Raw genomic sequence first — 22,338 nt, 5'->3', positions numbered from 1 at the left:
ATCATCGGACATTATTTACTTCACCTTGCTTACCTTCTTTTCATTTCACATACGGCCTCACCTCCTTTACAGGTTTGGTTAGGAACATAGGGGACTGATACATTCGAAAATTGTCCATAGGTTAAATAAATGTGAAGAAATGGTATTTAGATAAAAGTCTATATGCTGACTGATGTCATCAATAATTAGTGTGGATGTCATAAGAGAGTAACCGGGATGTCGTAAGCATTCGTGTGGAGGATATTCAGAAGTGATCGTATAACGCTTGCCATGAAGTGGTATGTGAATCTGGGTGATTCGTACGGGTTTGAATAGCAGGGTACATCTTGAATTACATATAAAAGTTAAATTTAGGCTTTAATTGGATTTTATTGGTATAGTATAGTTTCAAAGTGGAAACTGCACAAGTCCTTATTTGAAAAAAATAGAAAATAAGTCTATATCATGCTTTTGAATATCTATTGTATACACCTTCGACCTATACCCCTTTCGCATTTGCGCATAATCCAAAAAAAGAACCAGCCCTTACGCCGGTTCTCTTCACACTTAATCCAGATCAATTTTAAATACAACAGGTACGTTGCTCTGCACACTCGTAGTGGTAATCGTTAGAGCATTTTCATCCCGCTCCCAATTCGGCTGTTCTTCATATCCCAGAATCCGAACCTGCTCAATCATTCCATGAAAATGCGGAGATCCGTCTTTCAACGATTGAATGTGCACGATTCCGTTATCCGGGTACACCATTACCGTCGCATAAAGACTATTTCCTTTCACCGTAAAGCGTATATCCTCACATGTAAAAACCTTCGTATCCCCGTCCGTGAACTGGCCTTCCTTCACTTCTGTTGGCCCTTCCCCATACGTACGCCAGAACGAGGTCTCATAGATGGCCTCTCCGTTCACTTCCAGCCACTTCCCTATAGCCAGCAGGATATTGCGATCCTCGTCTGGAATCGTTCCGTCTGCACGTGGCCCGATATTGAGCAGCAGACTTCCATTTTTACTGACGATATCCACAAGATCCCGAATAATCTCTTCTGCCGTTTTGTACTCGTTATTTTCCGTATAACACCAGGAATTTCTCGCAACTGCTGTATCCGTCTGCCAAAAATAAGGCTTCAGCTCAGCGAATTGTCCACGCTCTACATCAGGAACCGCTGCACCAAACATGAACGCATCATGCTTGTAATTGATGGCAACCGGAATGCCCCACTCCTCGCCTTTGTTATAATAATACGCTGCAAACTTTTTTAGATAGGGCTTGAACGCCGCCGTATGAATCCACCAGTCGAAATAGAACACCCTCGGTTGATACTCATCTACCAGTTCACAGCACCGAATGAGCCAATCCTCCAGAAATTCGTCCGAAGGCGGTGAGCCGTACAGGTCTTGAAAATCGGGAGGCTCCGGCATGGCGGGCCAATAGAAATCTCCGCAATGCAACGGTTCCTTGATATCGGAATCGAATTCTTTGCCATGAGACATGAAGAACCAGTGCTCGGCACGGTGGGACGACACACAGAAGGTCAACCCATGCTTTTCATAGGCGACTTTCATCTCACCTAACACATCACGTTTAGGGCCCATTTCATATGTGTTATAGTGAGAGATAGAACTTTTATACATCTGAAAACCGTCATGATGCTCGGCAACCGGCATTACATATTTTGCACCTGCTTGTTTAAAAAGAGTCGCCCATTCATCTGCATCAAAGTTCTCTGCCTTAAACATCGGGATGAAATCTTTATATCCAAACTCCTTATGATCCCCATACACCTCAAGATGGTGTTCATAAGCCTTGGACCCTTGAATGTACATATTACGGGAGTACCACTCACTATCATAAGCCGGAACCGAATACACGCCCCAATGGATGAAAATGCCGAATTTCGCTTTTGGATACCACTCGGGAACGACAATTTCACGAAGCGAAGTCCAGTTGTCCTTGAATTTTCCGTTAGCAATACGGGTATCGATATGTTGCAAATATTCATGTTTGTTCATGTGTTATCCCCACCCTTTCCTGGTTGACCACAGTTGTATTGTAGTGTGGCAGGATTCCGATGAACATGCAGAACTCTAACGATTAGATGGACGATAATAACCTTCAGGGAGATATGCTCATGGATCATCAAACACTGCTGACCAGCTATTTGTCGAATCTGGAAGTGGATCTGTTCATGGTGAATTACAACCGCTGCGGCCCGGATTGGAGAGATCTGGACTACACACCGGACTATAGCAAATTGTACTGGATCTGCGAGGGAGAAGGCTGGCTTCGCATCGGGGATCAGGAATATTACCCCAAACCAGGACAGCTTTTTTTGATGCCGGAAGGAATAAAGCAATCTTACTCAGTAATCAGTGACAAACCTTTCCTTAAATATTGGTGTCATTTTTCCGCTAAAGTCGGGGGGATCAATCTATTTCAGATTCTCCAATTCCCGCACGTTGTTAACATGGAACAGCCCGAACGATTTCAAGACATCTTTGACAGTGTGTTAACCTATGCGAATTCGAATGAAATTTACGCCCCTATGATGGCCAAGAGCAAATTGACAGAACTTCTTTCCTATTACATCATGAACTTGGATATGAACCAGATTACCTACTTGAACGTGCCCGTGGTTGAGAAATTATCCACCTTGCTCACCTATATTGATTCACATATTGAAGAGAACATGTCCGTTCAGGATTTGGCTAAGATGCTGCACATGCATCCGAATTATTTCATTCGTTTTTTCAAACAGCATATAGGCATGCCCCCCATTCATTATCTGACCAGCCGTAAAATAGATAAGGCCAAAGAGATGCTTCACTGCACCTCTCTAACGATGACTCAAATCGCGGGCAATCTCGGATTCAGCGATTCGTATTACTTTTCCAGACAGTTCAAGAAACATACCGGATTGAATCCCACCGAATATCGCAAGCAAACGACGGTAACCACATAAATTTCAAAATATAGTTCAACTCCAAAAAAACATTCCCGCAAGTTTCATTTTTGGATTAAAATGGAAGTGTAGCTCATTCTTGAAGAAAGGAGGTTCGTATATGACGAAGAAGACGCTCCTGCTAATTGCTGCCCTGTTTGTTGTTTCCTCGTTCGCTGCTTTGGCTTCGGCGGCACCGACAGACAACGGGTATAGCGTGTTATCTGATCGTGAAACGGGAACCGTTAAACCAAGATAACGATTCATCTTTATATGCTGGACATCATGGTATACATAACTGATACAATTCCTAGTGTGCAAAAGCTTATACAAAAACAACCTCCTGACTTCTGTTCAGGAGGTTGTTCGGTCACGTTAACTTTCAATATGCGCCATGCGTTATGAGCGCTATGTTACTGCCAATTTCTTTTTCTGAGATAAGACTCAAACACAAATGTTCCAAAAGGAAGCAGACCCGCCAATAGGCCCATAATCCAAAGCGATATCTTCCACTTTTTGACCAAGCCTACATGTACCAGCGCAATGAGATATAGAGGAAATAAAATACCATGAATCATCCCCAGTATGGCTACGGCTGAAGAAATATCCGCTAAATATTTGAGTGGCATTGCAATAAATACGAGTAGTAGAAGGGATATCCCCTCCCAAATACCTGCAATTCTGAAGCGACCTGTGACCGTGTTCATTCCGTATGCTCTCACCTTTCCGCTAAATTGTTTGTGAAATATGTAACTTATAACATGACGCTTTACAACGCTGTATTCGATTCTCACACAACGTATGTAAGCTCCTTCCCCGTATTATAAAACATCAATCCGATTCAGATTTACTTTAAATTTGAATAATTGTTGAATAGAATCGATCGGATTTACGCCGTACGTATATTAACTCCGTTCAATAAACATCATTGCGGGTCAAACCACAACAAATCAATATCATCCGTTTTGCTTCGCTCAAGTCGTTGCTCGTTCAACCAAACGGTATGCCAGTGATGTCGCCTTATGTTCCTCGTTCCCCAGCACTCTCCACAAATGATAAAAAGCCTGTTTCGCTTGCTCCGCAATCGGATTATGAATGGTTGTCAGCTCAAGCACACGTGACAATTCAATATCATCGAATCCCACAATGGCGAGCTGTTCTGGAACCCGTATGTTCTGTCTGCGCGCTTCACTCATGATGCCTATTGCCGCATAGTCGTTGGAACACAGCACCGCTTGCGGTAGCTCGGCCCCGTTGGCCATACGTCGAAAGGCTGTTTCTCCGTCTGATGAAGTGAATACGGAATACTGATATGCTTCGCGCCACACGGGAAGTCCTTGGCTCGTCATGAATGTCTCATACGCTTCGCGGCGGCTTTTCGTATTCAGACTGTTACTACGGCCAAACACATTCGCAATACGTGTGTACCCTTTCGATACGAGATGCTCCAGCGCCAGTCTATACCCTTGAGCCTGATCCATTGCAATCGAAGGAATCTCATCGTTCCCCATGCGTTGCCAGGACACCATCGGTCCATATTGCATATATGTTTTCAATTCACCCGGATCATTCACACAAGTCACGATTAACAAACCATCCACACGTTTACTTCGCAAATCCTCGAATGCCTGCAGCTCAATTTGTTTATCACCGCGCGACAAATACACGATCGTCTGAAAACCGTAATCCATCGCGGTATCCATAAATTGGTTAATAAAGGTCAAACTCAGTTCGTCGATCATTGCAGTGACAATCCCGATCTGCTTTGTCTGCCCTGTGGACAGAGAAACTGCATTCCGGTTCGGTATGTAGTCCAGCTCATTCATAATTTCGGTAATCATGCGTCTTGCTTCATCACTCACGTGTGGTGACCGGTTAATGACCCGGGATACCGTAGCCCTTGAATAACCGGAACGTTTCATAATTTCATCAAATTTGGACATGCCGATGCTCCTTTCCTGCGAATAATCGCCAAATATAGTATGCCTCATCTGCTCTGTAAAAGTAAAACTTGACGTGTAACCCGTTACAACGTGTAAGCTTTTTTTGAGAGAAAATACTACCGTGAACGTAGCACGTTCACCATGAATTAATGAATGGAGCGATCTATATGAGTAAATCTTCGAATCATACGTATTCATTTCCTGAAAACTTTCTGTGGGGCGGTGCCATTGCGGCGAACCAGGCTGAAGGTGCATACAATCTAGGCGGCAAAGGTTTGTCCACACAAGACGTTGCTCCCCGAGGTGTTATGGGTTCGATTACGGAAGAGCCAACGGACGACAATATGAAACTGATCGGTATCGACATGTACCACCGTTATAAGGAAGACGTGAAGCTGTTTGCCGAAATGGGTTTCAAAGTGTTCCGTACTTCTATCGCATGGTCTCGTATTTTCCCTAAAGGGGACGAGCTTGAGCCGAATGAAGAAGGCCTGCAATTTTATGATAATCTGTTTGATGAATGCCGCAAGTACGGTATTGAACCGCTGGTCACGTTATCCCATTATGAGACACCTCTGCATCTTGCCAAAGAATATGATGGATGGGTTAACCGGAAAATGATCGGCTTTTACGAACGTTATGCAACTACGGTCTTTAATCGATATAAAAATAAAGTCAAGTACTGGCTGACCTTCAACGAGATCAACTCTATTCTTGAATTTCCGTTCATGAGTGGTGGGATCTACACACCCAAAGAAAAGCTAAGCAAGCAAGATCTGTATCAAGCGATCCACCACGAACTGGTGGCGAGTGCATCTGCTGTGAAGCTATGTCATGAGATCATTCCTGATGCTCAGATCGGATGTATGATTTTAAGCATGCCGACGTATCCACTAACTCCGAACCCGGATGATGTGATTAAAGTCATGGAGTACGAACATAGCAATTATTTCTTCGGTGATATGCATGTCCGTGGACGTTACCCTGGTTACATGAAACGTTACTTCCGTGAAAACGGCATTGAGATTCATATGGAAGACGGCGATCAGGAGATGCTGCTTAACACCGTCGATTTCATCTCGTTCAGCTATTACATGAGCACATGTCAGACAGCCGATCCTGCCAAACAAGTGGCTGGTGAAGGAAATCTGATCGGCGGAATCCCTAACCCGTATTTGCCTGCAAGTGAGTGGGGCTGGCAGATCGATCCGCAAGGACTGCGCTATGTGCTGAATATGTTCTATGATCGTTACCAGAAACCGCTGTTTATCGTGGAAAATGGTCTCGGCGCAGTAGACGAGTTAATCACGGGTCCGAATGGCGAGAAAACCGTTGAAGATGATTACCGCATCCAGTATTTGAATGACCATCTCGTTCAAGTCGGTGAAGCGCTGGAAGATGGAGTAGACATTATGGGATACACCTCTTGGGGTTGTATTGATGTCGTGAGCGCCTCCACTGCGCAGTTGAAAAAACGTTACGGCTTCATCTATGTAGACCGTCACGATGATGGTTCAGGTACGCTCGAGCGTTATCGCAAAAAATCCTTCCACTGGTACAAAGATGTTATTGCCAGTAACGGAAATAGCCTGAAGCGTTAAGCTTCAAGATTTAAACTTTAGGGCATAAACTTCAAGGCGTAAACTTCAGGTTTTAACTTCAAAATGTAAACTAGTTAACCCTTCTTTCGGCAGTATACCGTCAGGCAAGCCACAGCATCCAAGCTTGGCATTCTGACAGTTCTGCCGAGGAGGGCTTTTTTTTCATATCGCGCTACTCCATATTAATCTCCTTGATGACTCTTGCAGGATTCCCGCCTACAATCATATTATCGGGTACATCTTTCGTAACTACCGACCCCGAAGCAATAACCACGTTATCTCCGATGGTAACTCCTGGATTAACAATTGCTCTACCGCCAATCCATACGTTGTTACCAATGGTTACAGGTTTACCGTATTCCGCTCCGGTATTGCGCTCATGTGGATTAAGCGGATGAGTTGCTGTATAGATATGTACATCCGGTCCCAACAAACAGTTCTCTCCGATTCGAACTTCACATACATCCAGAATCGTACAGTTAAAATTGGCATAAAAATGATTGCCTACGTGGATGTTATACCCATAATCGACATGAATATTTGGTTCCATGCTTAAATGCTCACCTGTCGATCCAAACAGTTCCTTTAACAGCTTTTGGCGTGTCTCCTGTTCGATCTCCGTCGTTTGATTAAATAGACGTGTCATCTTCCGTGCAGCCTCTCTGTCTCGGGATAACTCGGCATCATTAGCCATGTACAGTTCCCCGCCCAGCATCTTCTGTTTCTCTGATTTGATGGTCATGTAAATCTCCTTTGTGCAGATCATAAATGTGTATTCTTTGTAAGTAAGTAGCGACGTTCATACAAGTTATAAAGCTTAACAACTTATACTTATACTTTTTAAAACTATTTTAATTATATGGGTCCATGATCAAAAATCAAGCCTCTTTTGTATTTTCGGCCTACGGACTCCGTCCGCTAAATAACGAAAAAACCTCTGTACTTCCGCAAAAATGCTGGAAACACAAAGGTTCTATTTGATTTTAAATATCGTTTTAAATAATGTCTATATGAATCATTGTATCCTCATGCGATCGCATGAACATGTTTTTCTTTCATACTAATGGCGAGAACGGCAGAACCAAGTCCAACACATACAAGGATAGCGCCGACCCATCCGGTGTTCATAATGGAAGAGTGATCAATAACAAGACCGCCGACATACGTTCCCAGTGCGATGCCCGCATGGGCTATACCTGAGTTCGTGCTAATTAGAATTTCAGATGTCTCAGGCGAAGTCTTAATAATCAGGCTATTTTGTACGGGTGTAACCGTCCAGCTAAGAGCGCCCCAGATACTTAACAGTAGCAGAAAAGCAATCAAAGGCAGTCCGGTGCTGAGAGGAATCACAGCCATACTGATCATAAATGGAACTAACACGATAATAATAGCTTTAGCTGGATGAAGCCGATCGGATAACATTCCCCCCATGCCTCCGCCTGCTACAGCAGCGAGTCCAAACATCATATAGATTAAGGTGATTGCCGTTGAACTAGCCCCTATGGTTTCCTGTAGAAACGGGGTGAAATACGCATATAATGTTAAATGCCCAGCCAGTACGAGCAGTGTAGTAGTGTGAATCGCCAGCATTTTCGGATTCCATAATGCCTTCAACTGATTTTTCAGACTCACGGCAGGAGCAGGCTTAACACGATCCATCGCAAAGCCAATCGCCACCATGACTAGCACAGTAAGAACTGCAATCAGCATAAATACTTCACGCCATCCAAGCGCATTACCAATAAAGATGCCAATCGGTACGCCGAGAATCAGAGATGCACTTCCTCCCATCGTTATCGTGCCCACCGCACGTCCTTTATACTCCGGCTTAACGATGCGGGAAGCTAGTGTCAATGATAATACAAAAATAAGCGAACCTGTTGCGGCTCCAAGCATTCGCCCTGCCATTAACATATAAAAGTTCACGCTAAACGCTGAGATCAGATTGCTGATCAAAAATACAAATAACGTAACCATGTATACCTTTTTACGCTCGAATCGTGCTGTCATATTGAGTAGTATGGGTGCGGATACCGCATAGACCAATGAAAAGATCGAAATTAAATATCCCGCTTTGGCCAGAGACAGATGAAGATCCGTTGCAATCAGATCCAATATGCCTCCCAATATCAGTTCAACCGTTCCGACCACAAAGGCTGCAATGGCTAAAACATATACCTTTTTGTTCATCTTATAAAATCCCCCTAACAAGTTACAACTACGATAGTAACCCAATAAGAAGAAAAGTTCAATGAGATTTCTAATTTTTTTTCAGAATTTTTCATTCCATTTACAAAAGTTTAAAAAAACAAAAAAACTATTCTTCGAAAGAATAGTCTCCTAGTAAATCAATCTCGTAAGCAACCGTTCAATTTCTTCGTCCTGCAATAGTTGCTCCCCGTATTTTTTGGTGATCTGTGTCAACGCCACATCGTGATAGAAATAATCCGTCATCGCTTTAACAATCGGTTTGGACGTCGTCTTGATTGCTTTCCACGACTCATTTTCCAATCCGGCGAACAGCAGATAGGCATGATCTACAATAAGTAGCTGTGATGGCTCTGGCGCATCAAGGAGCGGTATGAGCGAGTATTTGCGGGTTAGAGTGCTTTCCAGACCACCAACCGCAAGCACTTCTACATACACACCCTGTTTCTCCTTCAGCTCCAGCAGGCCACGGTATCTCTCCAACCGCTCATTCCAGGCCAGAAAAAGAATCGATGAATCTGCCTCTTCAATCAGCTGTTCTATGTTTGAAGCAATGGATGACTCATCCTTTAACGTCCAAATATGCTCATCCGTGAACGTACGCTTGATTTTATATTGTTTCAAGGTCTCTATATCTTTGTCGAAATCAAGCTTGATTTTGTGAATGACCGCCTGCAGATCCACCGCCATGTACAGTTTTTTCTTGCCATCCATCGTTGTCAGCACAATACCTTTATCGATCATTCGATTAAGCACTTCATAAATTTTAGCCTTGGGTACATTCGAGGTGCTTACAATCGTTGTCGCATCCAGCGGCTCATCCTGCGCAAGTATAGCTTCATAGACCTGACTTTCATATTGGGTAAAACCGAATTTTTGCAGCATGTTTTGTTCAGAACGTCCCTTCGTTCTTAAGTGTGTGTAAAAGAATAGTTCACCTTGTATCTAGTTTAGAGACAAGTTAAGCACCTGTCCAGTTTCCCTTGCTCAAATAAAAAGATCGGATGCTGGTTATATTAAGCTTGAATTACCCATTCCCTGTTTTGGAAAGGAGCATGAACCCGAATGGAGAGCACACAAGAATTCGTGAAAAAGGTCAACGAAAATGCCGAGAAAGCACGCCACAACAAAAACAATGGTAAAGGTACGCCCGGTGATAAGTTGCCGAACAAACAACACTCAACAAACAAATAAACACAAGGTTTTATGACTTCACCTAACTATGAACCAGCACATCCAGTAGCATCCATGCGAAAAAATATGGTGCCTCACAACAGTGAGTGCATCATATTTCCTGTAATTCGACTTGTTACCTGTTTACTTCGAATTGGCATAATGTATCACCATGCTCAGCTTGTTACTACTTGCGCCGGAATTATAATAACCATGCGGCTGATCCGCTTTAAAACGAATCGAATCTCCCTGTCTTAACTTGTATTCTTCTTCGCCTACTCTGATCGTAAGCTCCCCTTCATACATCGTGATGAACTCCTCAGCCCCGTCAATGTGTGGTTCAGCGGTCAACGATGCCCGTTCATCCATCTCCATCATGTACATTTCAAACCGGCGCCCCTCTTCCAAAGAAAAATGAGGATAGATGCGGATTCTTCCCTCATCTTCTCGCATGACTTTAATGTCTTCCCTTATGAGAACGGTTGTATCCGACTTCGCTTCATGAATTAATTCACTGAATGATATTTTTAACCCGTTTGCAATTTTCCAGACCGTTGCAATCGAGGGATTAGACTCCCCGCGTTCAATCTGACCCAGCATCGTCTTGCTAATGCCTGACAGATCTGCGACCTTGTCCAGACTAAGTTTTCTTTGCTCTCTGATTTGCTTCAAGTTGTGAGCCAAAACCAAATTAATATTTTCCATCCAAAATACACCTCTCTCCTCGCGCCCTCTTGTGCACTATATAGCACATATTGTACAATCAAAGAGAACATGCGTTATAACGACCATATCGTTCATTATAGCATACAATATATAGCACAAGGAGAGCACATGGATATTTTATCTTTAGTAACGTACGCGATGATTGCTTCTTTTACACCCGGCCCCAACAACATCATCTCTATGACCCGCGCAAGAGAGCATGGATTCAGAAGCACGTTTCATTTTATTCGCGGAGTCGCTGCCGGCTGCCTTCTGATCATGATGTTATCCAGTTATTTCAACCTGGCTCTATATCAATACATTCCGTCCATCACCCCGATCCTCAATGTATTCGGATGTATTTACATGCTCTATCTGGCTTTCAAAATCATATGGAGCACTTCTTCCACGAGTGGGTCCGAGCACAATTCGAAGAAGACTCATTATTCGTTTTGGTTCGGTTTCAGCCTTCAACTGATTAATCCGAAGGTTATCCTATACGCGCTTACAGCGCTATCTGTGTTTATCCTGCCCCATACGCAGTCACATTTTCAACTCTTAGGTTACTCGCTACTGCTGACTTGGATTGGAATAAGTGCTAATCTGTCCTGGGCATTGGGTGGACGTATATTTCAACGGTTCCTGTTAAAATATGAACGCCCTTTTAATATGGTCATGGGTCTTCTGTTGATCTGGACCGCGATTTCTTTGATTAGATAAAAGAATCATTAGATAAAAATAAAAGCGTCCGCTCATCTACTGAGCGAACGCTAGCTTGAAAGAACCGTTACTCCTGATTCCTTCTCCACCATGACCTAGTAGCATGAGCTACATTACTCAACGCAACCGTCTCGCCTATGACCGGTGTAATGACAGATACATTCAAGGCTCGTGCGGCGCGAGTTACCCGCTCTGCTGGTTCGTTCCAGGCATGATAGGCGAGTGTAAATGCCCCCCAATGAATCGGGATCAATACATGTCCGCCCACATCCAGATGGGCTTGTACGGTTTCTTCAGGCATCATATGAATATTGGACCAGCGTTCGTCATATTGGCCGCATTCCATCAAGGTCAGATCAAACGGTCCATACTTGCTTCCAATTTCTTTGAAATGAGGACCGTAGCCACTATCCCCACTAAAAAATACTTTCTTTTCCCACCCAACAATTACCCATGAACACCATAACGTGGAGTCCCGATCAAATAATCCTCTGCCTGAGAAGTGACGAGCAGGTGCACAAGCGAATGTTAAACCCTTGAAGGAGAATTCATCCCCCCATTGATGCTCCGTAATCTGGCCCGCTGGCACTCCCCATTTGATTAAGCGTTTGCGCACACCGAGTGGAACGATAAAACGATTGGTTTTGCTTTTTAATTTTCGAATAGAAGAAACATCAAGATGATCATAATGATCATGAGAGATCACAATCGCATCCAAAGTAGGAAAGTTTTCAGGCTGCATAGGCAAATCCTTGCGGAAACGTTTCGTTCCAACCCACGACACGGGTGACGGCCTGTCACCCAACATGGGGTCAAAGAGTAGTCTGTGACCTTCGATTTCGAGCAAAAAAGCCGAGTGTCCAAACCATGTCACCTGTGAATGTTCAGACACACTCTCTGTTGTAGCAGCTTGATAGCGTTCCATAGGTATATTCCCTGACGGCCTCCGTTCTGCATGTCTGCGCATGGAATCTCTCAATATACTTGTGAGTGACTTGATGCTCATTCCGGCGGTCGTTGGAATCTGATTTTCGTATTTCGTCATATTTCACCCTTCTGATCTCCATATTCCATGGCTAGTCTTGTGGAGAATGCTAATCTTTACTTCATCTTAATTCAACGCTTGCCGATATTCAATTTTATATAAACCGGAACAACTACGATGCCGTTAAGCTAGAATTAAGATACTGTTTCCACTCGTATAAGACTGGGCATATATGATATAGAAAAAACAAGAGAGAGTGTGAGCTACCATGAGCAAAAAATGGCGTAAAAGACTTGTTAAATTTCTGATATTCGACCTGTCACTGATTATTATTCTGTTAAGTTCCGGATTGATCTATCAGCAGATCAGTTCTTCACAAGATGAAAAAACATTTACACCTCCGGGCAAACTGTATGAAGTACACGGAGATAAAATGCACCTGTATACAGGCGGTGAAGGCAATGTAACCGTCGTTCTTGCCTCAGGTTGGGGAACAGCTGATCCTTATGTAGACTATTATCCTTTATATGAAAAGCTTGCCCCTAATACGAAATTCGCAGTATACGACCGCTTCGGTTATGGATACAGTGACAGGACCGATAAAAAACGGGATGTAGACACGGTAGCGGACGAATTGCATGAACTGCTGCAGGTTTCCGGGCAAAAACCGCCTTACGTGCTTGTTGCTCACTCCCTTGGCTCATTAGAGACTCTTCGATTCGCGCAAAAGTATCCTGACTTGGTTAAAGGTATTGTGATGATTGACGGCGGAAGTCCTGAATTCTACGCAACGGGTCAGGATAACCTGGCAGATACGATTGCTGGTTTTGCGAATCAATTCCGTATCAAAACCGGACTTTTCCGGCTCAGTATGCAAGTCCCGGCAGTCGTTGAAGCTTCTAATGCCAACCGCAATGAATTAAAACTGGTACCAGAAGATTTGAGAAAAGTAGATAAAACGGCGCTTCTGCTAAACTACGGGAACGCCAACACGGTAGATGAATTACGTGAAACGCAAGGGAATGCCAAAACGGTGATTGCCAATAAACATCCTTTCCCATTCCCGCTTACGATTCTGACCGCAGATTACTTTGGTAAACCTGAACCGGATTGGGTGAAAACACAGAGTGAATTCAAATCCTGGTCAACGTTATCCAAACAAGTTACTGTTAAAGATACGGAGCATTACATTCATCAATACCATCCGGATATTGTAGCTAATGAAATCCTGGAGGTTGTTAAGAAATAATGAATCCGGCGGAACAACAATAATCATCCGAATAACGTGTTCTCTAAAGTAAACAAAAGAGCGATGTCCCCTTTCATTAGGGAACATCGCTCTTCTCAATGACTTATTTTAGTGCATCGGACTCTGCTGTTTATCAGCCGACCCAACCTTCACTCTTTTTACTAACAGTGCGATAACAAAACCAACAAGGGCCAGAATCAGTGCAAAGACAAATGCATTCTGTACACCTGATGTAAATCCTGCAAGAATATTTTCCGGACTTTGCGGATTCTCTACACTGCTCAGGAATCGAGTCTGTCCAGCACTCAAAATACTTACAGCAACAGCTGTACCAATAGCACCAGATACCTGCTGCAGCGTGTTCATGATCGCAGTACCGTGCGGGTAAAACTCAGGCGGCAACTGATTCAATCCGTTGGTCTGTGCTGGCATCATCACCATTGAAATACCAATCATCATGAACACATGCAACATAATAATCTCGATCAAAGGTGTTGTTGCTTCAATCCCTGTGTACAAGAACAAGACAATCGCAACGACAGCCATCCCGATAATAACAAGCCATTTAGGGCCAAACTTGTCAAACAATCGTCCCATTACCGGAGACAAGAATCCATTCAGCAAACTACCTGGCAACAAAACCAATCCGGCAGTTAGTGGCGTAACAGCCATTCCCTGCTGCAAATACATCGGCAAGATCAGCATGGATGACAGAATCATCATCATACTGATGAAAACCAGGAGCAGGCCGATCGTAAACATTGGATATCTGAACGCTCTTAGATTCATCACGGGTTCTTTCATACTCAATTGACGAATGCTGAACAAAAGTAATGCAGCGATACCGATGGCTAACGTGGCAATCACAACAGGACTAGTCCAGCCTCCGCCAGATTCACCATGCCCACCTGCGCTACTGAAGCCGTACACGATACCGCCAAAACCAAGTGTAGACAGAACAATCGACAACACATCAATCTTGGGCTTGGTCAACTTGGAAATGTTCGGCAGGAACAGCAACCCACATACCAAGGAGATCAGGAAGAACGGCAAGGAAATCCAGAAAATCCAGTGCCAGCTCAGGTTAGCCAGAATCAGTCCTGAAATACTTGGGCCACTTGCTGGTGCAAACATAATAACGAGACCAATCAACCCCATCGCTGCTCCCCGTTTTTCAATAGGGAAGATAACCAGTATGGTATTAAACATTAGCGGTAGCAATAGTGCCGTTCCCACCGCTTGTAACACACGGGCTACGAGCAAAATTTCAAAGCTAGGGGCTAACGCAGCAACCAACGTTCCTGCGATAGAAAAAATAAGCGACGTTGTAAACAGCTGTCTGGTCGTAAACCATTGCAATAACAATCCAGAAACAGGTACCAGAACACCAAGAACAAGCAAGTATCCTGTAGTTAACCATTGAATGGTTGTAGGTCCAACCTCGAGCAGACCCATAAGTGGTGTCAAAGCGACATTCAAAGCCGTTTCACCAAACAAACCGATAAACCCGCTTAGCAACATGGCAAACAAAATCGGGAATACCTTATATTGCTGTGTTTCTTGCTGGTCTTTTGCTGTACCAGCCTTCATGGAAGCCTCCACGATCCCATCCTCCTCAAACGAATCCTGCGATTTCTTTTTTCTCTCTTTCTCTTGGTACAACCTATTGATGCTGCTGGACATTCTTCGCTACAACTGACAAATAATCCGCAGCCGTCAGCATCGGCTGTTTATCCTGATTGGTCAGCGTAATGATCAATGCACCTTCCATCAGAGAAATAACGAGCAGTGCCGTCTCACGAGCCTGCTTATCACTCATACCATCCAAAATGAGATGTCTTGCGATGATATCCTGCCATCCTGCAAATACGTTCTGCGAAGCGGTACGCAGCTGCTGACTAATACAGGAAGTCTCTACTGCTGCCCAGAAGCTGAATGGCAGAAATCCCGTATAACCATTGGCTTCCGCTTCATTCGCTGTTTCATAAATGAACTGCCGAATGCCTTCTGCAGTCGTCTCATGGGCTGCAAAAATTTCTTCAAACCTTTGCAAGATGTGGGCATTGGCTGATTGAATGCATTCGAGAGCCAGCTCTTCTTTCCCCTGTGGAAAATAATGATATAACGAACCTTTCGGTGTGTTACTCTCCTTAATGATCTGATTCAGACCGGTCGCATGATACCCTTGTGAAAAAAACAGTCTCGCTGCTGTGCCAACGATCAGATCTCTGGCATTCGACTTTTCACTCAAAGAAAGCCACTTCCTTCAATAAATTATAACAATCGGTCTATATAATTAAAGTCGCTCGTTGGCAACATGTCAATGCTTTTATTTTAAATTTTACGAAAAAATAACACTTCACTGCTACATAAAGCCATAAGTAAAACCGTCAGCAGGTCGACATGTAATCGAGAATCAGCTGGCGGTTTCACTGTATTGTTACACTTTATTTAGATTCCCATACTTCAACATTTAACTCATGGTTAATGCTAACGGCAGTTAACGCACCTAACGATGCTGCCGTAATCGCCTGATACAGTTCTGATGATGCATCGCCCGCACTAAACACACCAGGGACCGATGTTTTTCCTTGTGCATCAACAACGATGGTTCCGGTCTCCGTCATCTCACAACCTAAGACTTTTGGTAAATCTGAGCCAGCCTGAAGCTTGGGCTGGAAGAAGATACCCGTGCAAGGAATTATTGTTCCGTCACTCAGTTCAACTGAACTCACCATCCCTTCTTCCGATCTGATCGATTGAACGAGAGCTTCATAAACCTTTACCCCATGACGTGAAAGTTCTTGCTTCTCTTCTGCTTCCAAACGATTGTCACCTTGGATGCACAGCGTAAACCGACTTGTCCAGCCAGAGATTAATTTAGCCATATGTAACGCGTGGTTGGCGCTAGTTATGATGACAAGCTCTCGATTCCTTAGTTCCCATCCATCACAATATGGGCATACAAATGCGCTTTTTCCGTAGACATCAGATAAACCTGTTATATCCAAAGGCAAATCTCTTTTGCCAACAGCAAATAAAACCTTTTTCGCATCATACTGCTTTCCTTCGACTGTTCTAACAACAAACTCACCATCTTGTCCGGTTATCTCCAACACGGTATCGGATGCAAATTGCACTGAAGGATACGCAACGATCTCTTCTTTCGCAATTCTACGGAATTCCCGTGGACTCACGCCATCTCTGGTCAAAAAGCCGTGTGTCTCGCGGGTAACCCAGTTACGAGGTTTTTGATCATCAATAACAAGTACATGTTTTCTGGCTCTCCCAAGTACCAGCGAAGCGTTAAGTCCAGCAGGTCCTCCTCCCACGATCACAACATCGAATCGGCTACGATCTTCACCCATACATAACACCCTTTCCAGATATTTAATATCTCTAATAGAAGCAAAAAATATTCTCTCTTTCCTCTGCACACTTGCTACTTAAGAAACAAAGATATGTGAGATATCTAATAGCGTCCCTTCTAACAGTCAATGGAACCCCACATTTATGGACTCAAAACGAAACCATTAGAGATATCTTATATCTACAATACAGTTATTATTTCGTATTTGCAATATCTTTGTTTCATTTCTACAATTAAACGATGACAATCTTTCGAAAATACGCGCGTAGCACAGAACTGTTGTTTTAACAATTAAAAAAGTTCTTGTTTTTAAATTGTTCACAATCAAATGACATTATTATAAATACTAGAATGTAATTTAAATCACAACGCGAATTGAATGATATAATGTACACATATTATATTAAGTACAAACATAGGAAGTGAGTATTTGAAAACATTAAATAATGAGTCACAAGCCAATATCAGCCTGGAGTACAGCTCGATTCCAAAAGTATTTTTAGATACGATCAAAATTGGAATCATCAAGTCCAACTTGATCGCCATGTTTGCAGGTTTAAGTTTAGCTTTATATGTATTTGATGCCTCTGTTACCGATAATATTGTTCCGATCTTGCTTTCATTTCTCGGTTCTTCATTAATTATCGGAGCAGCTGGAGTGTTCAACAATTTGTACGACCGGGACATTGATGCTATTATGGAGCGCACGAAGAAACGTCCTACCGTTACAGGACGGGTCGATACCAAGGCGGGTCTGATTCTAGGGTTTACGATCACGTTGATTGGTGCGATTATGCTGTACATTGCATCTCCATCAGCAGCTGTTTTTGGCCTTCTTGGTTTGTTCCTTTACGTCATTCCATATACGATGTGGACCAAACGCACAACGATCTACAACACTGAGGTAGGTAGCCTGTCAGGTGCTGTTCCTCCGCTGATTGGATGGGCTGCCATCTCTCCGGAACTTGGACACTTTGAAATCTGGGCACTGGTCGTAACGATGTTATTATGGCAGATGCCTCACTTCTACGGTATCGCTATTCGTCGCTTCGATGAATACAAGGCGGCAGGCGTTCCGATGTTACCTGTGGTAAAAGGTATTGGACGTACTTACGTACAAACTAACGTTTATCTGGTATTGCTGTTGCTTTCCAGCTTCCTGTTCTGGCCGATGAGCCCGTTTGTTGCCATTGTGGCTTTTCTGGTAAGCCTGGCTTGGCTCATTCTTAGTGTGGCTACGTTTGACAAAAAAGAAACCAAAAAATGGTCACAGCGTATGTTTATTTTCTCCATTAACCATATCACCATCATTTTCTTGGTTATCATTGCGTATTCCTTAATTGCTTAAATAAAAATGAGATTATATCATCATATTGATTTTAGAAAAACATGAAGAAACCGCACAGATCCTACGCCTGCACTCAGGCATGATCTGTACGGTTTTTTCTTTTATTTTTATGAGATCTGAATTAATCACATTGTAGCTCTATCCGTTTCCGTTGTAACCCATATCATCCTGCCTTTACAGGTATCTGCTCTCCCTGCCACAGCAACTGCATCTCTTCATTGGTTTCAAGTAAATCGGCCAGGTTTCCTTCGGCTTCAATCCGTCCATCTTTCATAACGATAATGTGATCTGCCTTGGTGAGAGCGGCCTTGCGGTGAGATACGGCAATACATGTGACATCTCTCTCTTTAAAGAGTCCGTCCCATACCAGCTGCTCTGTTTCCACATCAAGCGCACTGGACAGATCATCAAAGATAAACAGATCCGCCTCGGTCATCAGCATCCGAGCTGTTGCTGATCGCTGAATCTGACCGCCGGATAACATGACGCCTCTTGGACCAACGGGCGTTTCCAATCCTTGATCCAACTGTCTGATGTCTTTATCCAAAACAGCCAGTCGAATGGCTTTTTCAAGTGCCTGATCTGTATCTCCCTGTTTACCTTGAACGATATTTTCTCTGAGCGTGTCACTGAACAGCCTTGGAACTTGAGGCGTATATGCAGCTCTAGGTGGCATAAGAAATGTTGCCGGATCTACGTGCTCTCCATTCCAGAGAATTTCACCCTGTTGCTTGGGAAGAAGTCCAAGCAGTGTACGAACCAGTGTGGATTTACCAGAACCGATGCGTCCTGTAATGACAAGAAATTGTCCCTGTTTCAGCTTGAAGCCGATGTCTTGTATACCGTTTGAGGATTGCTCATAGCGATAGCTAAGACCATTCACTTCAAGTTCACGCAATTTCTCCTTCGAATTTCTTGCTTCGTTCACTGGCTCTGGCGGCTCTTCATTAAGATAGATTTCCCGTTTCTCCATAATCTGATCCTCTTCACCTGGACGAAAAAGCGTTCGCATACGGTCATATGACACTTTGAGTCTTTTGTGCTGAAATACCATGTATCCAAACAAGGAAATGCTGAACCCAATATTCATGAGATAACTCGTAAACAAGGCAAAATCACCCACTGTGAAGTTACCCGCCTTCATTTCGGCTGCACACATCAACAAAATAAGCCCCGTACATATACTCAGCACGTGCTGATTAAGTGACTTCATCCATTGCTTGAACAGATTATCTCTTAAGGCAGCCTGACGCCGTTCTTCATTCAATCGATTAAACCGTGCAGAGACATGTTCTTCTGCCTGACCCAGCTTCAGTGCCTGTACAGCCCCAAACGTTTCGGCGATAAAACTGGTAATCCGCCCCGTCGCTTCACGATTAACCTGAGCATACTTTCTTGCACGATTGCCTGACAAATTATTCAGCAGCGTCACCACCAAGAGCGGTAAAACGGCAACAAGTGTAATCTTCCAGTTAATGTTGGCCATAATTACGATCGACACCACTGCAAACACCAATCGACCCCAAAAGTCCACCCAGGACTCCATATATTCAACCACTTCATCTACGTCATCCCGGAAACGACTCATTGCTTCACCCGGAGATGCAGGAAGATTGCGTCCCGGCCAGCGCATAATGCCAGCCAGCATATTCGTCCGCAATATAGCCTGAATGTGGTACATATAGGTGACCCAGGCATGAAAAGCAACGAAGAACGTACCAACCCTTGTCAAGCGGAACAGCGCAATGACAACAAGCGGTACGGCAAGCCACATGTAGTCTGAACTTCCCGTTGCTGTCCGGTCAAAGAACCACTGCATGCCAAGCCCCATTGCCAGCGGAAGCGAATGAAAGATACACCATAACAAACCGTTAATTAGAAACAAATAAGGCTTGAAGCGAAACAAACGTCCTATAAAACCTGTAACATTCATGCCAGTTCCTCCTCTCGCCCTGTAACCAAAAGCCGTGCGTAATGGGAGGACGGATTATTCGCAAGCTCTACTCTTGATCCAAATTCCAGCAGCTTGCCCCCGCCAAGAACCATAATTTTATCAACCTTCTCCAGCGTGGCTAATCTGTGTGCAATAATAATCCCTGTTGACCGCTTCATTAATTCGTCAATAGCAGCTTGAAGTAAACTCTCGGTCGCTGCATCAAGCCGGGAGGAAGGCTCATCCAATATGACCAGACTCGGCTCCGTCAGAAATACACGGGTCAAAGCGAAGAGCTGGGCTTCCCCCGCAGATAATGAAGCACCTCCTGCAGTCAGGTGTGTATCCAATCCTTCCGCTTGTGTATCAATCCAGTGATGCAGCCCCAGCCGTTCTGTTGTTTGCCTAATCATGGCATCCGACACTTCTGGATTAAATAATGTCAGATTGTCACGCAATGTACCATCAAACAACTGCACGTCCTGTGTTACCATACCCACCCTGCGATAGAGAGCCTGCATGGATAACTTCGTAATATCCGATCCACCGATCCGGATCGTTCCCTGATCCAGATTGTAAAGACGCAGAAGAACACGGCTAAGACTTGATTTTCCGCTCCCCGTGCGACCAATGATGCCCAAACGTTCTCCAGGTTTCACCTCAAAGGTGATATCCTGAAGCACAGGTTTATCCTCATTGTAACTGAAATACACCTGATTAAATTCCAGTCCGAGCGGGCCGTCAGGCAGCCTCTCTTCACTTCCATCCTGTATTTCGCTTCGTAAAGACAATAATTCGCGGGAGCGAAGCATGCCTGATTTTGCCTTTTGAAACTCCTGCACCTGATCGCCAAGCAACTCAATGGGGTCATTCAACATCTGGCTGTATTGATAGATCAAAAACAAGGTTCCAATGCTGATTACACCCTCAATATAGTAGTGCACGCCGAGAAGCAAAACGACCGTGACGGATACAATAAACATGACAACCGTGGTATTCCAAGGAATTACTCTAAGCATCCATGCCTTTCGACCTTTGAGAAAAACAGTGCGCATCGTGCGATAGAATCGGTTCATTACATATGGAACGTGTCCATTCGCCTGTACATCCTCAATGCCGGCAATTCGCTCCTCAATCAAGCTGAACAAGGAAGCACTAGCCGCTCGCTCATTTTTAGAGGACTCTACCCCAAGGTTACGAATAACGACCATGAACAGAATAGACAATAACGTAAATACAGTCATCACCAGTGCAATTGGCACATTAATCGTAAACATAAATCCCAGAATGCCTGCAAGCAGGACAAAACTACCGATGACCTGCACGATAAACATGGCGAAGAAATTCGAAATGCTCGTTACGTCGCCATCCACACGTTCAATCATCTCTCCGGGTGTTTTGACGTTATGAAAACGCATATCGAGCCGCAGGCAATGTTTCAGCAAATCTCCGCGCATCCGGTTCGTTGCCCGCCAGGCCACATCGTTTCCTAAGTAACTGACCGCGATCGTAATCAATTGATTGCTCACAGCAATGAGCAGGAAAAGCCCTGCAAGCTGTACCAGATCACCCAGAATTCCGCCGCTTGCAGCCGTATCAATGAATCGTCTGGTGATCTGTGGATTTAGAAGTTGCAGCCCTGTTGATGTTAACAACAAGATCAGCAACACGGCCAGCTTGCCTTTCACCGGCTTTAAATATCGCAGCAGCCATGACATGGAGCGTTTTTCTGTTTTGGGCACCAGCCCCACCCCTTTAATTAAAAATTTTACTCGGATGTATACTTTGTCTCGCGCATAATTATCATTTGAATGTTAAATCTTCCAACCACACTTTTGATTACCTTCGCTATGATGAATCATGTATGAGCCTGTTGTAGTCAGCAAGGCCTCCCGAAGAAACATATCGTTTACAAACGTTAACCATAGTTTATTCTCCCTTCGTATGGATATAGATCGATCTTAATGTAACCAATTAGAATTGATGTCTGTCTTTACTTTAACCTGTAGTCTTACTCATGCTCCTTCCCATGTGAACAGTCTGGCGAAATGAAAAAAAGCCATAGATGAATGAAGTTCATCTACAGCTTGATTGGATTGAAAAGCCAGCGAGAAAACGTTTCGTTTCAGCCTCTTCTCTAACATCGCAGTATGAATGAGCGTCCAGA

The 22,338-nt window shown here is 43.9% G+C and carries 20 protein-coding genes; 7 read left to right on the top strand and 13 right to left on the bottom strand.

From position 1 onward, the window contains the following. Positions 1 to 546: 546 nt before the first annotated feature. On the bottom strand, positions 547 to 2,007 hold the full coding sequence (locus FS818_RS05965; RefSeq protein ID WP_145330483.1) for an alpha-L-fucosidase: 1,461 nt from the start codon (positions 2,005 to 2,007) through the stop codon (positions 547 to 549). A 119-nt stretch (positions 2,008 to 2,126) separates the two neighbouring features. On the opposite strand from FS818_RS05965, the gene FS818_RS05960 reads away from it, so the two are divergent. Further along, positions 2,127 to 2,957, top strand: coding sequence for an AraC family transcriptional regulator (locus tag FS818_RS05960; RefSeq protein ID WP_145330481.1), 831 nt, complete (start codon positions 2,127 to 2,129; stop codon positions 2,955 to 2,957). A 100-nt stretch (positions 2,958 to 3,057) separates the two neighbouring features. Beyond that, positions 3,058 to 3,195 (top strand): hypothetical protein, encoded by a 138-nt coding sequence (locus FS818_RS28705; protein WP_186331597.1) that lies wholly within the window; start codon positions 3,058 to 3,060, stop codon positions 3,193 to 3,195. Positions 3,196 to 3,349: 154 nt separating this feature from the next. Here the strand turns inward: FS818_RS28705 and FS818_RS05955 are convergent, their stop codons facing one another. Continuing rightward, positions 3,350 to 3,643 carry a DUF3817 domain-containing protein gene (locus FS818_RS05955; RefSeq protein WP_145330479.1) on the bottom strand — a complete coding sequence of 98 codons (294 nt, stop codon included), beginning with the start codon at positions 3,641 to 3,643 and terminating at the stop codon, positions 3,350 to 3,352. 267 nt (positions 3,644 to 3,910) lie between these two features. Beyond that, entirely contained in the window at positions 3,911 to 4,879 is a 969-nt protein-coding gene (locus tag FS818_RS05950) for a LacI family DNA-binding transcriptional regulator (RefSeq protein WP_145330477.1), read from the bottom strand. Between the two features lie 167 nt (positions 4,880 to 5,046). On the opposite strand from FS818_RS05950, the gene FS818_RS05945 reads away from it, so the two are divergent. After that, a complete protein-coding gene (locus FS818_RS05945) occupies positions 5,047 to 6,480 on the top strand; it encodes a glycoside hydrolase family 1 protein (protein WP_145330475.1) in 1,434 nt (477 codons plus the stop codon). Positions 6,481 to 6,652: 172 nt separating this feature from the next. Here the strand turns inward: FS818_RS05945 and FS818_RS05940 are convergent, their stop codons facing one another. The 3 genes from FS818_RS05940 to FS818_RS05930 all read right to left on the bottom strand — a co-directional run bounded on the left by FS818_RS05940 (position 6,653) and on the right by FS818_RS05930 (position 9,573). Continuing rightward, positions 6,653 to 7,222: a sugar O-acetyltransferase gene (locus FS818_RS05940; RefSeq protein ID WP_145330473.1), complete on the bottom strand. Its 570-nt coding sequence runs from the start codon at positions 7,220 to 7,222 to the stop codon at positions 6,653 to 6,655. Positions 7,223 to 7,506: 284 nt separating this feature from the next. Beyond that, complete coding sequence (locus tag FS818_RS05935; RefSeq protein WP_145330471.1) at positions 7,507 to 8,670, bottom strand: MFS transporter; 1,164 nt, start codon at positions 8,668 to 8,670, stop codon at positions 7,507 to 7,509. 150 nt (positions 8,671 to 8,820) lie between these two features. Continuing rightward, the gene (locus tag FS818_RS05930; RefSeq protein WP_145330469.1) at positions 8,821 to 9,573 is read right to left on the bottom strand and encodes a TrmB family transcriptional regulator; all 753 of its coding nucleotides are present in this window, start codon (positions 9,571 to 9,573) and stop codon (positions 8,821 to 8,823) included. A 180-nt stretch (positions 9,574 to 9,753) separates the two neighbouring features. Here FS818_RS05930 and FS818_RS05925 point away from each other — a divergent pair, with 180 nt between their 5' ends. Further along, positions 9,754 to 9,882, top strand: a complete 129-nt coding sequence (locus FS818_RS05925) for a DUF4023 family protein (protein ID WP_090924048.1) — start codon at positions 9,754 to 9,756, stop codon at positions 9,880 to 9,882. A gap of 123 nt (positions 9,883 to 10,005) precedes the next feature. Here FS818_RS05925 and FS818_RS05920 read toward each other — a convergent pair whose 3' ends face one another. Beyond that, positions 10,006 to 10,566, bottom strand: coding sequence for a helix-turn-helix domain-containing protein (locus FS818_RS05920; RefSeq protein ID WP_145330467.1), 561 nt, complete (start codon positions 10,564 to 10,566; stop codon positions 10,006 to 10,008). A gap of 129 nt (positions 10,567 to 10,695) precedes the next feature. On the opposite strand from FS818_RS05920, the gene FS818_RS05915 reads away from it, so the two are divergent. Beyond that, positions 10,696 to 11,286: a LysE family transporter gene (locus tag FS818_RS05915; RefSeq protein WP_145330465.1), complete on the top strand. Its 591-nt coding sequence runs from the start codon at positions 10,696 to 10,698 to the stop codon at positions 11,284 to 11,286. A 67-nt stretch (positions 11,287 to 11,353) separates the two neighbouring features. Here FS818_RS05915 and FS818_RS05910 read toward each other — a convergent pair whose 3' ends face one another. Continuing rightward, positions 11,354 to 12,331 carry an MBL fold metallo-hydrolase gene (locus tag FS818_RS05910; protein WP_145330463.1) on the bottom strand — a complete coding sequence of 326 codons (978 nt, stop codon included), beginning with the start codon at positions 12,329 to 12,331 and terminating at the stop codon, positions 11,354 to 11,356. Positions 12,332 to 12,539: 208 nt separating this feature from the next. Between FS818_RS05910 and FS818_RS05905 the strand changes: the two genes are divergently transcribed. Beyond that, on the top strand, positions 12,540 to 13,520 hold the full coding sequence (locus FS818_RS05905; protein WP_145330461.1) for an alpha/beta hydrolase: 981 nt from the start codon (positions 12,540 to 12,542) through the stop codon (positions 13,518 to 13,520). 108 nt (positions 13,521 to 13,628) lie between these two features. Here FS818_RS05905 and FS818_RS05900 read toward each other — a convergent pair whose 3' ends face one another. The 3 genes from FS818_RS05900 to FS818_RS05890 form a co-directional block, all read right to left on the bottom strand. Continuing rightward, positions 13,629 to 15,110, bottom strand: a complete 1,482-nt coding sequence (locus FS818_RS05900; RefSeq protein WP_145332774.1) for a DHA2 family efflux MFS transporter permease subunit — start codon at positions 15,108 to 15,110, stop codon at positions 13,629 to 13,631. 73 nt (positions 15,111 to 15,183) lie between these two features. Further along, complete coding sequence (locus FS818_RS05895; protein WP_145330459.1) at positions 15,184 to 15,771, bottom strand: TetR/AcrR family transcriptional regulator; 588 nt, start codon at positions 15,769 to 15,771, stop codon at positions 15,184 to 15,186. Positions 15,772 to 15,967: 196 nt separating this feature from the next. Then, positions 15,968 to 16,888, bottom strand: a complete 921-nt coding sequence (locus tag FS818_RS05890) for an NAD(P)/FAD-dependent oxidoreductase (RefSeq protein WP_145330457.1) — start codon at positions 16,886 to 16,888, stop codon at positions 15,968 to 15,970. Positions 16,889 to 17,320: 432 nt separating this feature from the next. Between FS818_RS05890 and cyoE the strand changes: the two genes are divergently transcribed. Next, complete coding sequence (gene cyoE / locus FS818_RS05885) at positions 17,321 to 18,238, top strand: heme o synthase (RefSeq protein ID WP_260984533.1); 918 nt, start codon at positions 17,321 to 17,323, stop codon at positions 18,236 to 18,238. Between the two features lie 163 nt (positions 18,239 to 18,401). Here cyoE and FS818_RS05880 read toward each other — a convergent pair whose 3' ends face one another. Together FS818_RS05880 and FS818_RS05875 are read right to left on the bottom strand one after the other, a co-directional pair. Further along, a complete protein-coding gene (locus FS818_RS05880) occupies positions 18,402 to 20,171 on the bottom strand; it encodes an ABC transporter ATP-binding protein (protein WP_145330456.1) in 1,770 nt (589 codons plus the stop codon). Continuing rightward, positions 20,168 to 21,913 carry an ABC transporter ATP-binding protein gene (locus FS818_RS05875; protein ID WP_145330454.1) on the bottom strand — a complete coding sequence of 582 codons (1,746 nt, stop codon included), beginning with the start codon at positions 21,911 to 21,913 and terminating at the stop codon, positions 20,168 to 20,170. The genes FS818_RS05880 and FS818_RS05875 overlap by 4 nt, the downstream gene beginning before the upstream one ends. Between the last annotated feature and the right edge of the window lie 425 nt (positions 21,914 to 22,338).

The organism is Paenibacillus xylanexedens (assembly GCF_007680605.1).
Lineage (GTDB): Bacteria > Bacillota > Bacilli > Paenibacillales > Paenibacillaceae > Paenibacillus > Paenibacillus xylanexedens_B.
Note: the sequence above shows the minus strand (reverse complement) of the source record. Positions and strands in the feature narration are given on the sequence as shown.